This window comes from Pseudomonas sp. GZJR-8 (assembly GCF_002916705.1).
Taxonomy (GTDB): Bacteria; Pseudomonadota; Gammaproteobacteria; order Pseudomonadales; family Pseudomonadaceae; genus Aquipseudomonas; species Aquipseudomonas synxantha_A.
Genome location: NZ_JXSI01000003.1, coordinates 119,037 through 132,523, shown reverse-complemented (window position 1 = coordinate 132,523; position 13,487 = coordinate 119,037). Strand labels below are relative to the sequence as shown.

The following is a 13,487-nucleotide window of genomic DNA, read 5'->3' as shown; positions in this document are numbered from 1 at the left end:
CTATCGGGAGCAAGCCCCCTCCCACATTTGATCAGATTTTCAATTCTGAAAAGTTGTTTGTTAGGTCTCATCGGAGTCTGGCAATGGCACTACGCGAAACATGTTTATGGGAACACCTCACCCCCGGCCGGCCGGATCGTGCCGCGCTCAAGGGCGCGCTCAAGGTGGATGTCTGCGTGATCGGCGCCGGTATCACCGGTTTGTCGGCGGCCGTTCATTTGCTGGAGCAGGGTAAAAGCGTTGCCGTGCTGGAGGCCCATCGCACCGGTCATGGCGGTTCGGGGCGTAACGTCGGGTTGGTCAATGCCGGTATGTGGATCCCGCCAGACGAGATCGAAGCCGGGTTTGGCACGGCGGTTGGCAGCCAGCTCAACCGCATGTTGGGCGCAGCGCCGGCCCTGGTATTCAGCCTGATCGACAAATACAAGATCGATTGCCAATTGCGCCGCGAGGGCACCTTGCACATGGCCCACAACGCCCGTGGCGAGGCAGATTTGCGCAGTCGTGAAGAGCAATGGAAGCGCCGTGGCGCGCCGGTCGAATTACTCACCGGGCAGGCGTGTGAGCAAGCCACCGGCACCCAAAAAATCTCCGCCGCCTTGCTCGATCGTCGGGCCGGCACCCTGAACCCCATGGCCTACACCACGGGCTTGGCGAATGCCGCCGCAGCGCTGGGCGGACAGTTGTTTGACCATTCCCCGGTCACCCAGCTTGAGCGCCAAGGTGCCGATTGGTCGGTGCAGACTGCCGAGGGCGCGGTGCAGGCCGCTCAGGTGGTGATCGCCTCTAACGCCTACACCGAAGGCGAATGGACCGAGTTGCGGCGCAATTTTTTCCCCGGCTATTACTATCAAGTGGCGTCAGCGCCGCTGACCGATGATGCCGCCCGGCAAATCCTCCCCGGTGGCCAGGGCTCGTGGGATACGCGCCAGGTACTGAGCAGCATCCGTCGCGATGCCGATGGCCGTCTGTTGCTTGGCAGCCTGGGCAATGGCAACCAGAAACCTGCCTGGTTCCTCAAGGCGTGGGCCGATCGGGTGCAGCAGCACTACTTCCCGTATCTCAAATCGGTGCAGTGGGAATACACCTGGACCGGCTGCATCGCGTTTACCCCAGACCATCTGATGCGCCTGTTCGAACCCGCCCCTGGCCTGGTCGCAGTCACCGGCTATAACGGGCGCGGTGTGACCACCGGCAGTGTGGTCGGCAAGGCGTTTGCCGACTATCTGTGTCACCAGAATCCCCAGGCCTTGCCGATCCCCTTTGCACCGATGCAGCCACTGGCGGGTGCAGGTCTGCGCAGTTGCCTGTATGAAGCAGGATTCTCGCTGTATCACGCCGGGCAATGTCTGAGGATCGTGATCTGATCAGCGAAATACCGCTCAAAAGCCTGCTTTTTCTTAGCAGGCTACCCATCTGTATTGGTGCAAGGCGTAGCAATCACGCACTGTAAATGTGCAGTTCCGTTACGCACGTTGTTACAGGTGTAGGAACTGTCGTTTATCCCTCTGGTTGCAGCTGCGACCTGGCGGGGTTGTACTTTTTTGGTTCGTTGGTTGCACCTATCGGGGCTAGACGGTTGCACGTCCTGGCAAAAGGCGTCGAAACGCCTGTAATAACAATGACACCGTGTCTTTTTGAAGAATAAAAAAGTAATGGCACGCGGCTTGCTCTGAGCTTTCAGTGAAAAGTTTGAATGCAAGTTGTCGTGCCAAAAATCAAAAATATCGGAGCACCACTCATGTCCCAGACGTTTTACAAGAAAGGTTTTCTGGCCCTCGCCGTTGCAGCGGCGCTGGGTGTTTCTACGTTTGTTCAAGCTGATGTGAAAATTGGTGTGGCGGGCCCGATGACGGGTGCCAACGCCGCTTTCGGTGAGCAGTACATGAAGGGTGCCCAGGCGGCAGCCGACGTTATCAACAAGGCCGGCGGCATCAACGGCGAGCAGATCAAGCTGATTGCCGGCGATGACGCCTGCGAACCCAAGCAAGCCGTGGCCGTGGCCAACCGCCTGGCGGACCAGGACAAGGTGATCGGTGTGGTCGGGCACTTCTGCTCGTCCAACACCATCCCGGCGTCTGAGGTCTACGACGAAGCCGGCATCATCGCCATCACCCCAGGCTCCACCAATCCACAGGTCACCGAGCGCGGCCTGGCCGCGATGTTCCGTATGTGCGGGCGTGACGACCAGCAAGGCATCGTCGCCGGCGACTACATCGTCGATGTGCTCAAGGGCAAGAAAGTCGCGGTGATCAACGACAAGGACACCTACGGCAAAGGCCTGGCCGACGCCACCGCTGCGCAGTTGACCAAGCGTGGCGTCAAGCCGGTGCTGGAAGAGGGCCTGACCCGTGGCGAGAAAGACTTCAGCGCCCTGGTCACCAAGATCCGCTCCCTGGGCGCCGACGTCGTGTACTTCGGCGGCTTGCATCCAGAGGCCGGCCCATTGGTGCGCCAGATCCGTGAAGCGGGCCTCAAAGACGTCAAGTTCATGTCCGATGACGGCGTAGTGACCGACGAACTGGTGGCGACCGCCGGTGGTGCGCAGTACGTCGATGGCGTCTACATGACCTTCGGCGCCGATCCGCGCCTGTTGCCGGACAGCAAGACCGTGGTTGAAGAGTTCCGCAAAAACGGCACCGAGCCTGAAGGCTACACCCTGTATGCCTACGCCTCGATCCAGGCCCTGGCCGCCGGCTTCAACGGTGCCAAGTCCAACAAGGGCGAAGACGCGGCCAAGTGGCTCAAGGCCAACCCCGTGCAGACGGTAATGGGCAAGAAGGAATGGGACGGCAAAGGTGACCTGAAAGTCTCTGACTATGTGGTTTACCAGTGGGACAAGGACGGTAAGTACCATCAGCTGGAAAAACAGAAGTAAGGCTGAGCACCACACTTCCAATGTGGGAGGGGGCTTGCTCCCGATAGCGCAGTGTCAGCCAACACATGCATGACTGACCCACCGAAATCGGGAGCAAGCCCCCTCCCACAGGGGAACGGTGTTGTTATTGAGATCTGTTTTTTCCTCCAGAAGCGCCGCACACCGACAGGTGTGCAGGTGCTCACCGCGTGAGATTGCGTTATGGATGGTATTTTCCTGCAGCAACTGGTCAACGGCCTGACCCTCGGGTCGGTCTATGGCCTGATCGCCATCGGCTACACAATGGTCTATGGCATCATTGGCATGATCAACTTCGCCCACGGCGAGGTTTATATGATTTCCGCTTACCTCGCGGCGATCAGTCTGGCACTGCTGGCTTACTTCGGCATCGAATCCTTCCCGCTGCTCATTCTCGGCACCTTGATCTTCACCGTGGTCGTCACCGGCGTGTACGGTTGGGTCATTGAACGGGTCGCCTATAAACCGTTGCGCAACTCCACCCGACTGGCTCCGCTGATCAGCGCCATCGGCATCTCGCTGATCCTGCAGAACTACGCACAGATCGCCCAGGGCGCCAAGCAACAAGGTATCCCGACCCTGCTGGCCGGCGCCTGGCGCGTCGATATCGGCACTGGCTTCGTGCAACTGACCTACACCAAAGTGTTCATCCTCGTGGCGGCATTCGCCGGCATGGCGTTGCTCACCTACATCATCAAGTACACCAAGCTGGGTCGCATGTGCCGCGCCACCCAGCAAGACCGCAAGATGGCCTCGATCCTGGGCATCAACACCGACCGGGTGATCTCCTACGTGTTCGTCATCGGCGCGGCCATGGCTGCCCTGGCCGGCGTGCTTATCACCCTCAACTACGGCACCTTCGACTTCTATGCCGGCTTCATCATCGGCATCAAGGCGTTTACCGCGGCGGTACTCGGCGGCATCGGCTCCCTGCCTGGGGCGATGCTGGGCGGGATCATCCTTGGTATCTCCGAGTCGCTGTTCTCGGGGTTGATCAACTCTGACTACAAAGACGTGTTCAGTTTCTCCCTGCTGGTGGTGATTCTGATTTTCCGTCCCCAGGGCCTGCTTGGTCGCCCACTTGTGGCGAAGGTGTAAACATGTCTGCTGCCAAATCTATCGATATCAAGAAAAGTGTGGTCGATACGGTCCTCGCCGGGCTGATTTCGCTGATCGTGTTCGGGCCCATCGTCGGCGTAGTGCTCGACGGCTACAGCTTCAACCTGGAGCCGCTGCGCGTTGCCACGTTGGTCGCCATCGTCATGGCCGGCCGTTTTGCCCTCAGCCTGTTCCTGCAAACCCCCAAGGGCGTGAAGATTCTGCAGGGTTTTGAAAGCAGCGGCTCGGGTGTGCACGTGCTGCCACCGGACTACAAATCGCGGTTGCGCTGGATCATCCCGGCGTTGATCGTGATCGCCATCGTGTTCCCGATCTTCGCCAACAAATACCTGCTGACCGTGGTGATTCTCGGGCTGATCTACGTGTTGCTTGGCCTTGGCCTGAACATCGTGGTGGGCCTGGCGGGCCTGCTCGACCTGGGTTACGTGGCGTTCTATGCCATCGGTGCCTACGGCCTGGCGCTGGGTTACCAATACCTCGGCCTGGGGTTCTGGACGGTGCTGCCGCTGGCGGCAATCGCGGCGGCGCTGGCGGGGTGCATACTCGGCTTCCCGGTGCTGCGAATGCACGGTGACTACCTGGCCATCGTGACCCTGGGCTTTGGTGAAATCATTCGCCTGGTGCTCAACAACTGGCTGTCGTTCACCGGCGGCCCCAACGGTATGCCGGTGCCTTCGCCGACGTTCCTGGGCCTTGAGTTCGGCAAGCGTGCCAAAGATGGCGGCATCCCGTTCCACGAGTTCTTCGGCATCGATTACAACCCCAACATCAAGTTCATGTTCATCTACATCGTGCTGTTTCTGGTGGTGCTGGCCGTGCTGTACATCAAGCATCGCCTCACGCGTATGCCGGTCGGTCGCGCCTGGGAAGCCTTGCGTGAAGATGAAATCGCCTGTCGTTCCATGGGCCTGAATCACGTATTGGTCAAGCTCTCGGCGTTCACCATTGGGGCTTCCACTGCCGGATTGGCGGGTGTGTTTTTTGCCAGTTACCAGGGCTTCGTCAATCCGTCGTCGTTTACCTTCTTCGAGTCGGCGTTGATCCTGGCCATCGTGGTGTTGGGCGGCATGGGCTCGACGGTGGGCGTGGTGATTGCGGCGTTTGTGCTGACCGTGGCGCCTGAATTGCTGCGCAGCTTCTCCGAATACCGTGTGCTGCTGTTTGGCGTGTTGATGGTGGTGATGATGATCTGGAGACCGCGTGGCTTGATTCGGATCAGCCGCACCGGTGTGACGCCACGCAAGGGGGTAGCGCCATGAGCAAGGAAGTCGTGCTATCTGTCGAACACCTGATGATGCACTTCGGTGGCATCAAGGCCCTGAGCGATGTCAGCCTCAAGGTCGAACGCAACTCGATATTTGCCCTGATCGGCCCCAATGGCGCCGGCAAAACTACGGTGTTCAACTGCCTCACCGGCTTTTACAAAGCCAGCGGCGGCAAGATCGAACTCAACGTGCGCGGCAAGCAAACCAACGTCATCCAGTTGTTGGGTGAGCGCTTTGAGGCCACCGACTTCGTGTCGCCCAAAAGCTTCCTCAGCCGCGTGTACTACAAGATGTTCGGCGGCACCCACCTGGTAAACCGCGCCGGCCTGGCACGGACCTTCCAGAACATTCGCCTGTTCAAGGAAATGTCGGTGCTGGAAAACCTGCTGGTGGCCCAGCACATGTGGGTCAACCGCAACATGCTCGCGGGCATCCTCAATACCAAGGGCTACCGCAAGGCTGAAAGTGACGCCCTGGACTGTGCGTTCTACTGGCTGGAGGTTGTGGACCTGGTGGACTGCGCCAACCGCCTGGCTGGCGAGCTCTCCTATGGCCAGCAGCGCCGCCTGGAAATCGCCCGCGCCATGTGCACGCGGCCGCAGATCATCTGCCTGGACGAACCGGCAGCGGGCCTCAACCCTCAGGAAACCGAAGCCCTCAGCGCGATGATTCGCCTGCTGCGCGACGAACACGACCTCACGGTGGTGCTGATCGAACACGACATGGGCATGGTGATGAGTATTTCCGACCACATTGTGGTGCTGGACCACGGCAACGTGATCGCCGAAGGCGGCCCCGACGCGATCCGCAACGACCCGAAAGTGATCGCCGCCTACCTGGGCGCGGACGAAGAGGAGTTGGTATGAGCGCACCTATCCTCGAAATGAAGGACCTGGACGTGTTCTACGGCCCGATCCAGGCGTTGAAGAAAGTCTCGCTGCACATCAACGAAGGCGAAACCGTCAGCCTGATCGGCTCCAACGGCGCGGGAAAGTCCACGCTGCTGATGTCGATCTTCGGCCAGCCTCGGGCCGAGTCGGGGCAGATTCTGTACAACGGCGTCGACATTACCCACAAGTCGTCCCACTACATCGCCTCCAACGGCATTGCGCAGTCGCCGGAAGGGCGGCGGGTGTTCCCCGACATGACCGTCGAGGAAAACCTGCTGATGGGCACCATCCCCATTGGCGACAAGTTTGCCAGCGAGGATATGCAACGCATGTTCGAGCTGTTCCCCAGGCTCAAGGAGCGGCGTAACCAGCGCGCCATGACCATGTCCGGCGGCGAGCAGCAAATGCTCGCCATCGCTCGTGCGCTGATGAGCCGGCCCAAACTGTTGCTGCTCGACGAGCCAAGCCTGGGACTGGCGCCGATTGTGGTGAAGCAGATCTTTTCTACCCTGCGCGAGCTGGCGTCTACCGGGATGACCATCTTCCTGGTGGAGCAGAACGCCAACCATGCGCTGCGCTTGTCGGATCGGGCGTATGTGATGGTCAATGGCGAGATTCGCCTGACGGGCACCGGTAAAGAGCTGCTGGTGAACGAGGAAGTGCGCAACGCCTACCTGGGCGGTCACTGACCTCAAGTCCAGACACATCACCCCTGTGGGAACCTGGCCTTATGTGGGAGCCGGGCTTGCCCGCGATAGCATCACCTCGGTTTAGCTGGCATACCGAGGTGGCTGCATCGCAGGCAAGCCAGCTCCCACCCAAGGCCCGGTTCCCACATTTGTTTTTGCGGTGTCAACAAGCCCTCCACCAAATTGTGGAAAACAAATCCAGCCCACCTCCAAAGCGCGACATATAGCCGCCGCAAATCCCTGTTTTGTCACAGTTTTGACTTGTCCCCATCCACTGTGGAACCGGCTGTGGGTAACGTGGGTGTACTTGGCTGAAAGCCTTTGAATACGGGGTCTGTAGCGTTGTGGTTGTTTTTTGATCGGCGGCTTTTTCTCGACCCTCTACCGGCTTTGTCAACCTGTTTAAAGACACAGGTATATGACCGGAATATGTCCATCCAGCCTGTGGATAAGTCTGTGACTAAACTCTGGAAAGACGCCCGCAGGGGCCGGAATGACTGGCCTGAAGCCATCGTTGCGTTTTTCCGAATTTTTCAGGGGCTACATACGACCCAGCCAAGGTCAAGCAAAAAACTTTCTAAAAACGCCTGCAAGCCTTGTACACAGTGGCTTCGAGCGATGTGCACTTGCCCCCAAAGACTGTGGGCGCAGTTGTGGATAACCTGCGCGCATATGGCTGCAGGCCACGGTTTATAAGGCTTTGCTTGGGGTGGTTAAAAAACGCACAGTTGCGTGTGAAGTTACGTGCGTAGCGGTTGCCGCAGCCGCGGCGGAAGGGCATTCTGCTGGCAACTTTTTTCCCCGATGCACTCAAGGAGAACACCATGTCCGACACGCTATTCATTACTGGCGCTACTTCAGGTTTCGGCGAGGCCTGTGCCCGTCGTTTTGCCGAAGCCGGCTGGAAACTGGTGCTCACCGGTCGTCGTGCCGAGCGCTTGAATGCCTTGGTCGAAGAACTTTCCAGGCAGACCGAAGTGCATGGCCTGGTGGTGGATGTGCGCGATCGCAAAGGCATGGAGGAGGCCATCGCCAACTTGCCGCCGTCGTTCGCCAAACTGCGTGGCCTGATCAACAACGCTGGCCTGGCCGTGGGCACTGATCCGGCCCCCAAGTGCGACCTCGACGACTGGGAAACCATGGTCGACACCAATATCAAGGGCCTGCTGACCACTACCAACCTGCTGCTGCCGCGCCTGATTGCTCATGGCCGTGGTGCGGGGATCATCAACCTGGGTTCCATCGCCGGTAACTACCCGTACCCCGGCAGCCATGTGTATGGCGGCTCCAAGGCGTTCGTGAAGCAGTTCTCGTTGAACCTGCGCTGCGACCTGCAAGGCACTGGCGTGCGTGTGACCAACATCGAGCCGGGCCTGTGCGAGAGCGAGTTCTCGCTGGTGCGCTTTGGCGGTGACCAGGCGCGTTATGACGCCACCTACGCAGGTGCCGAGCCGATCCAGCCGCAGGATATTGCCGATACGATTTTCTGGGTGATGAATACGCCGGCGCACGTGAATATCAACCGGTTGGAGCTGATGCCTGTGAGCCAGACCTGGGCTGGGTTTGCGATTGAGCGGGGGGCCAAATAGGGCCTTAGACCGCGTCGCCTGCATCGGGGGCAAGCCCCCTCCCACATTGATCGGGTTCGCAGATCAAGTGTGGGAGGGGGCTTGCCCCGATAGCGGTAAATCGGCCAAAAACAGGCCATAAGGTACACTCCGCTCCTGAAAACCCTCCGCACTGTGCGGTTTAAAGGTTTTGACAGGAGGAAATGTGAGTAACCGAGGTGAGCAGGCACTGCTCAAACAATCGACCATCCTGATGTTCGCCGTGGCGATCGCCGGGATTGTCACGGGTGTCATATCCGGCGCCCAATCCATTTTATTCGACGGCTTTTTCTCGCTGATCGCCACCGCCATCAAGGTGCTGATGCTGATCACGGCCAAGCTGATCGCCAAGAAAAGCAACGAGCGCTTCCAGTTCGGCTATTGGCACCTGGAACCGATGGTGCTGTTGATCGAAGGCAGCTTCCTGCTGCTGATCGCCATCTACGCGTTCCTCAATGGTGTGTTCGGCATCATCAACGGCGGGCGCGAGATCGAGTTGGGGCTGGTGATCATTTATGCGGCGGTGTTTACCGTCGTGGAGTTCGCCTACTTCTTTTATGTGCGCTACCGCAACCGCACGCTTAAATCGTCGCTGATCCAGTTCGACAACATCAGTTGGCTGGTGGACGCAATGCTGTCGGTGGGCTTGCTGATCAGCTTCCTTGCCGCACTGCTGCTCAAGTCCCAGGGCTATGGCGAATGGGCGGTGTACGTCGACCCGCTGATTTTGATCCTGTTGGCCCTGAGTATGCTGGCGCCAGCGTTCAAGATCCTGCGCCCGGCGTTGCGTGAAGTGCTGGGGATCGCGCCGGATCACCTGGACGATAAAGTACGCGAAGTGATGGATGCGGCGCAGGCCAGGCATGGTTTCGATGACTACGTGTCCTATGTGCAGAAGCACGGGCGGGCGCGGTTTATCGAGATTCATGTAGTGCTGCCGGCCGATTACCCAGTGGATAAGGTCGCGACCCTCGACAGGTTGCGCGAAGAGATATCCACAGGGCTGGGCACGCCGGATGCGGCGCGTTGGTTGACGATCAGTTTTACGGGCGATCGCAAATGGATTGCATAACGTCTGTTAGACCGAGGTGAGGCTATCGCAGGCAAGCCAGCTCCCACATTGATTGGGTTCGCACATTAAGGTGTGGGAGCTGGCTTGCCTGCGATGGGGCCTTGCAGGTCAGCCCAGATGCTGGACCAGACCCTGATAGCAAGTCGCCAAATGATAAGGGGTGGTAGAAGGCATATCCCGCCGGCTCACCTTACCGTCGGCATCCAGGCATTCATGCCAGCCCTTTGCATGCAGAAAACGCTGTTGCAGCGCCAGCAATTGACGTTGCAGCACCGTCTCGCTGCCGGGACGCAAGGTCAGTGCTCGCAGGTATTCCGCCTGGGCCCAGATGCGCTGAGTGCCGTCGCGCACCATGCCATCGAGTGCCAACATGCCACTGACCGCACCGCTTAACTTATCCACACCCTTTTGCTCGGCATAGGCAAACGCCCGTGTCAGTGATGCATGCAGCGGCGTGCCGCGCAGCACCTCTGAGGATTCCAGCAAAAAGAACCATTCGAACTGGTGCCCTGGCTCAAACCAGTTATCCACAGCGCCCAGCGGTTTCTCCAGCATCACGCCGTGCTCGCGGTCGATGAAGCGTTGCTGCATGGCCGTCGCCAGTGCCAGCAGTGCCGCTTGTACCTGCGCGTCCTCGCGTACCGCGAGGGTGGCGAGGAAGCCCTCGGCCAAGTGCATCAGCGGGTTTTGCAACGGGCCGGATTTCAGCGAGGCCCAGTTGCGCTCAAGTACGGCCTCATACAAGCCATCGCCTGTGGCAAAGCGTTGAGCCACAACTTCCAGTGCGGCGTTGAGCACTGACTCCACCAAGGGTTCACGCACCTTGGCCCAGTAATGGGCACAGGCAAAGATGATGAACGCGTGGGTGTAGAGGTCCTTGCGCTTGTCCAGCGGTTGGCCGGCCGGGTCGATGCTGTAGAACCAGCCGCCGTGCTCGGCATCATGGAAGTGCCGCTGCAGGGAGCGGAACAGCGCCGCCGCCCGTTCATCGGCAAAGGCCGCACCTGGCTCGCCGATCAGGCTGGCGAACAGGTACAGCTGCCGGGCGCACGCCATGGCGCGATAGCGTTGTGGGGGCAATGGTTGATGATCGGCATCCAGTGCCTCAAAGGGCAGTGCGAGGTCGGCATTCCAACCCGGACCTTGCCAGAGGGGCACGATCAGGTCATGGAAGTGCGTGAGCACAGGCGTCAGGGAAGAGGGGGAAGCGATGGGCATTGGCTGGCGTCGTCACGGCAGGGGTGTTTGCCGCGCATGGTAGCAGGCTTGGGATCGGTGGTGTTTGTACTGGCACTATCGCGGGCAAGCCCGCTCCCACATTTTTGAAGTGTGAACCCTCTCAAATGTGGGAGCTGGCTTGCCTGCGATGAGGTCCTTGCAGTCGCTGACGATCAGCCCGCCAACAACCACACCCCAGTCGCTGCCGAAGCCGCCCCGGCCACCCGCACCAAGGGTGCTGCAGCCGCTGGCAAAAAGCGCACCACTGCATAACCGGCGGCATGCAACGCCGCGGTCGCACCCACAAACCCAATGGCATACGCCCAAGGGCTGGTCATGTCCGGCAGTTCAAGGCCATGGGCCACGCCGTGAAACAACGCAAACAATGCCGTGGCACCCACCGCCATGAACAGCGGCGGCCGCACCGCCAGTGCCACGGCCAGGCCCAGGGCGAGCACCGAAGCGGCAATCCCGCTTTCCAGCGCCGGCAATTGCAGCCCTTCAAAACCCAACACCCCGCCGATCAGCATGGTGCCGACGAAGGTGCATGGCAGTGCCCAGCGCGCGACGCCTTTCTGTTGGGCCGCCCACAGGCCGACCGCAACCATGGCCAGCAAGTGATCGAGGCCGCCCAAGGGATGGCTGATGCCGGCCACCAGGCCATTGTCGCCGTGGCCAGGGTGCGCGAAGGCCAGGGCAGGGGCCAGCAGCAGCGCGGCAGCGGCGAAGAGTTTGTTGAGGCTCATGGACAGGTTCCTTATGGGTTGATCAGGCGGCGGTCAGCAAGCCCTGGCGTTCGATGAAGGCGACGATGTCGTCCAGGCCGACTCCGGTTTTCTGGTTGCTGAACACAAAGGGTTTGCCGTTGCGCATCCGCTGGGTGTCGCTGTTCATCAACTCCAGCGAGGCGCCCACCAGCGGGGCCAGGTCGATCTTGTTGATCACCAGCAAGTCGGATTTGCAAATACCGGGCCCGCCTTTGCGTGGCAGCTTGTCACCAGCGGACACATCGATCACATAAATGGTCAGGTCCGAGAGTTCCGGGCTGAAGGTGGCCGACAGGTTGTCGCCGCCGGACTCCACCAGGATCAGGTCCAGGCCGGGAAAGCGGCGGTTGAGCTGGTCCACGGCCTCAAGGTTGATCGAAGCATCTTCGCGAATCGCCGTGTGCGGGCAGCCGCCGGTCTCCACGCCGATGATGCGCTCCGGCGCCAGTGCCTTGTTACGTACCAGAAAGTCGGCGTCTTCGCGGGTATAGATGTCGTTGGTGACCACCGCCAGGTTATAGCGATCACGCAGCGCCAGGCACAGGGCCAGGGTCAGGGCGGTCTTGCCGGAGCCCACCGGGCCGCCGATTCCGACGCGCAGGGGTTGTGTGTTCATGTGCTTCTCCACAATAAAAAACGTTCAGGAACGAAACAGGCGGCTGTACTGGCGTTCGTGGGCCATGCACGCCAGGGACAGGCCAAAGGCGGCGCTGCCCAACCGCGCAGGGTCAATGCGCTCGGCGTCCTGCTGGGCTTGCTGTAGCAAGGGCAGCAGTTCGCTGGTCAGGCGTTGCGCGGCTTGCTGGCCCAGTGGCAGGGTTTTCATCAGCACGGCCAATTGGTTCTCCAGCCAGCTCCACAGCCACGCGGCGAGGGCATCGTCGGGGCTGATGTGCCAGGCGCGGGCGGCCAGGGCCCAGCCAAGAGCCAGGTGCGGTTCGCCGCGTTGTGCAAGGAACTCACGGGCGGTGCTGTCCAGTTCCGGTAAGCCATTGAGCAGTTGCTGCAGGGAGTAACCCATTTGCCGGCTCTCCTGATACAGCTCGCGGGTCTCACGGCTGGCGCGGTGTTCTTCGCACAATTGCGCCAGCCCAGGCCAGTCCTGTTCAGCGGCAGCGCGGCAATGGCCGAGCAACAGCGGCGCTTCGAAGCGCGCAAGGTTGAGCAGCAACTGATCGCTGATCCAGCGCCCTGCGCTCGCGGCATCCTGTACGCGGCCGTTGTCCACAGCCATTTCCAGGCCCTGGGAATAGCTGTAGCCGCCAATCGGCAACTGCGGACTGGCCAGGCGCAACAGCGCCCAGGCTGGGTTCATAGACGTACGCCGAACTGGTGCAGCTTGGGCGGGTAGTTGAAGTCTTCGTCGCCATGGCGCGAATGATGATGGCCGCCGCCGTAGGCGCCATGTTCCGGCTGGAACGGCGCCTCGATGGTTTGCGCGTCGGCGCCCAACTGTTCCAGCATCGCCTTGAGCACGTAGTCGTCGAGCAGGCGCAGCCAGCCGTCGCCGACTTGCAGGGCCACATGGCGGTTACCCAGGTGATAGGCAGCGCGGGTCAGTTCAAAGGCGTTGCGGCAAGTGACGTGCAGCAGTTGTTCAGGGCGGGCGCACACGCGTACGACACGTCCGTCTTCAGCCTGTAGGAACTCGCCATCGTGCAAGGGCGGCTGCCCACGCTCCAAAAACAGGCCGACGTCTTCACCGTCGGCACTGAAACAGCGCAGGCGGCTTTTGCTGCGGGCTTCGAAGTTCAGCAGCAACTCAGCGGCCCAGAGGGCTTGGGGGGCGATTCGGCGGTGGATCACCAGCATCGGTAGGCTTCCAGCTATGAGCGATAGCAGTGCTAGAGCAAGGGGCTTGCCAACCTGCTATTGGCGTAGGAGTTTCCTGTCAGTGCAGGTGGTTGCGCATGGATAGGGCATCCACGGGTTGTATAGATCGTTCAAATTTGGTGCACATGAGC

Annotated in this window: 13 protein-coding genes; 8 read left to right on the top strand and 5 right to left on the bottom strand. The window is 60.3% G+C overall.

What is annotated here, in order from left to right; translation table 11 throughout:
* Positions 1-83: 83 nt before the first annotated feature.
* From TK42_RS06945 to TK42_RS06905, 8 genes are all read left to right on the top strand, one after another.
* Complete coding sequence (locus tag TK42_RS06945) at positions 84-1,367, top strand: FAD-binding oxidoreductase (RefSeq protein WP_103733898.1); 1,284 nt, start codon at positions 84-86, stop codon at positions 1,365-1,367.
* 374 nt (positions 1,368-1,741) lie between these two features.
* Positions 1,742-2,878, top strand: a complete 1,137-nt coding sequence (locus TK42_RS06940) for a branched-chain amino acid ABC transporter substrate-binding protein (RefSeq protein WP_032878167.1) — start codon at positions 1,742-1,744, stop codon at positions 2,876-2,878.
* A 201-nt stretch (positions 2,879-3,079) separates the two neighbouring features.
* On the top strand, positions 3,080-3,994 hold the full coding sequence (locus TK42_RS06935) for a branched-chain amino acid ABC transporter permease (protein WP_003188099.1): 915 nt from the start codon (positions 3,080-3,082) through the stop codon (positions 3,992-3,994).
* A gap of 2 nt (positions 3,995-3,996) precedes the next feature.
* The gene (gene livM / locus TK42_RS06930; protein WP_005784284.1) at positions 3,997-5,274 is read left to right on the top strand and encodes a high-affinity branched-chain amino acid ABC transporter permease LivM; all 1,278 of its coding nucleotides are present in this window, start codon (positions 3,997-3,999) and stop codon (positions 5,272-5,274) included.
* Complete coding sequence (locus TK42_RS06925; RefSeq protein WP_005784285.1) at positions 5,271-6,146, top strand: ABC transporter ATP-binding protein; 876 nt, start codon at positions 5,271-5,273, stop codon at positions 6,144-6,146. The genes livM and TK42_RS06925 overlap by 4 nt, the downstream gene beginning before the upstream one ends.
* Entirely contained in the window at positions 6,143-6,859 is a 717-nt protein-coding gene (locus TK42_RS06920) for an ABC transporter ATP-binding protein (protein ID WP_005784287.1), read from the top strand. Before TK42_RS06925 ends, TK42_RS06920 begins: the two co-directional genes overlap by 4 nt.
* 824 nt (positions 6,860-7,683) lie before the next feature.
* Complete coding sequence (locus tag TK42_RS06910) at positions 7,684-8,448, top strand: SDR family oxidoreductase (RefSeq protein ID WP_032878165.1); 765 nt, start codon at positions 7,684-7,686, stop codon at positions 8,446-8,448.
* 184 nt (positions 8,449-8,632) lie between these two features.
* Positions 8,633-9,538 (top strand): cation diffusion facilitator family transporter, encoded by a 906-nt coding sequence (locus TK42_RS06905; protein ID WP_005784289.1) that lies wholly within the window; start codon positions 8,633-8,635, stop codon positions 9,536-9,538.
* A gap of 108 nt (positions 9,539-9,646) precedes the next feature.
* Here the strand turns inward: TK42_RS06905 and TK42_RS06900 are convergent, their stop codons facing one another.
* The 5 genes from TK42_RS06900 to ureE all read right to left on the bottom strand — a co-directional run bounded on the left by TK42_RS06900 (position 9,647) and on the right by ureE (position 13,335).
* The gene (locus tag TK42_RS06900; RefSeq protein WP_103733896.1) at positions 9,647-10,756 is read right to left on the bottom strand and encodes an AGE family epimerase/isomerase; all 1,110 of its coding nucleotides are present in this window, start codon (positions 10,754-10,756) and stop codon (positions 9,647-9,649) included.
* 173 nt (positions 10,757-10,929) lie between these two features.
* Positions 10,930-11,502 carry a HupE/UreJ family protein gene (locus tag TK42_RS06895; protein ID WP_032878162.1) on the bottom strand — a complete coding sequence of 191 codons (573 nt, stop codon included), beginning with the start codon at positions 11,500-11,502 and terminating at the stop codon, positions 10,930-10,932.
* 22 nt (positions 11,503-11,524) lie between these two features.
* Entirely contained in the window at positions 11,525-12,139 is a 615-nt protein-coding gene (gene ureG / locus TK42_RS06890; protein ID WP_005784294.1) for an urease accessory protein UreG, read from the bottom strand.
* A gap of 24 nt (positions 12,140-12,163) precedes the next feature.
* The gene (locus TK42_RS06885) at positions 12,164-12,838 is read right to left on the bottom strand and encodes an urease accessory protein UreF (RefSeq protein WP_032878161.1); all 675 of its coding nucleotides are present in this window, start codon (positions 12,836-12,838) and stop codon (positions 12,164-12,166) included.
* Positions 12,835-13,335 (bottom strand): urease accessory protein UreE, encoded by a 501-nt coding sequence (ureE, locus tag TK42_RS06880; protein WP_078820157.1) that lies wholly within the window; start codon positions 13,333-13,335, stop codon positions 12,835-12,837. Before ureE ends, TK42_RS06885 begins: the two co-directional genes overlap by 4 nt.
* Positions 13,336-13,487: the final 152 nt, after the last annotated feature.

Coding starts and splice junctions, on each gene's coding strand:
- TK42_RS06945 (WP_103733898.1), top strand. CDS start 84: ATGGCACTACGCGAAACATGTTTATGGGAACACCTCACCCCCGGCCGG.
- TK42_RS06940 (WP_032878167.1), top strand. CDS start 1,742: ATGTCCCAGACGTTTTACAAGAAAGGTTTTCTGGCCCTCGCCGTTGCA.
- TK42_RS06935 (WP_003188099.1), top strand. CDS start 3,080: ATGGATGGTATTTTCCTGCAGCAACTGGTCAACGGCCTGACCCTCGGG.
- livM (WP_005784284.1), top strand. CDS start 3,997: ATGTCTGCTGCCAAATCTATCGATATCAAGAAAAGTGTGGTCGATACG.
- TK42_RS06925 (WP_005784285.1), top strand. CDS start 5,271: ATGAGCAAGGAAGTCGTGCTATCTGTCGAACACCTGATGATGCACTTC.
- TK42_RS06920 (WP_005784287.1), top strand. CDS start 6,143: ATGAGCGCACCTATCCTCGAAATGAAGGACCTGGACGTGTTCTACGGC.
- TK42_RS06910 (WP_032878165.1), top strand. CDS start 7,684: ATGTCCGACACGCTATTCATTACTGGCGCTACTTCAGGTTTCGGCGAG.
- TK42_RS06900 (WP_103733896.1), bottom strand. CDS start 10,756: ATGCCCATCGCTTCCCCCTCTTCCCTGACGCCTGTGCTCACGCACTTC.
- TK42_RS06895 (WP_032878162.1), bottom strand. CDS start 11,502: ATGAGCCTCAACAAACTCTTCGCCGCTGCCGCGCTGCTGCTGGCCCCT.
- ureG (WP_005784294.1), bottom strand. CDS start 12,139: ATGAACACACAACCCCTGCGCGTCGGAATCGGCGGCCCGGTGGGCTCC.
- TK42_RS06885 (WP_032878161.1), bottom strand. CDS start 12,838: ATGAACCCAGCCTGGGCGCTGTTGCGCCTGGCCAGTCCGCAGTTGCCG.
- ureE (WP_078820157.1), bottom strand. CDS start 13,335: ATGCTGGTGATCCACCGCCGAATCGCCCCCCAAGCCCTCTGGGCCGCT.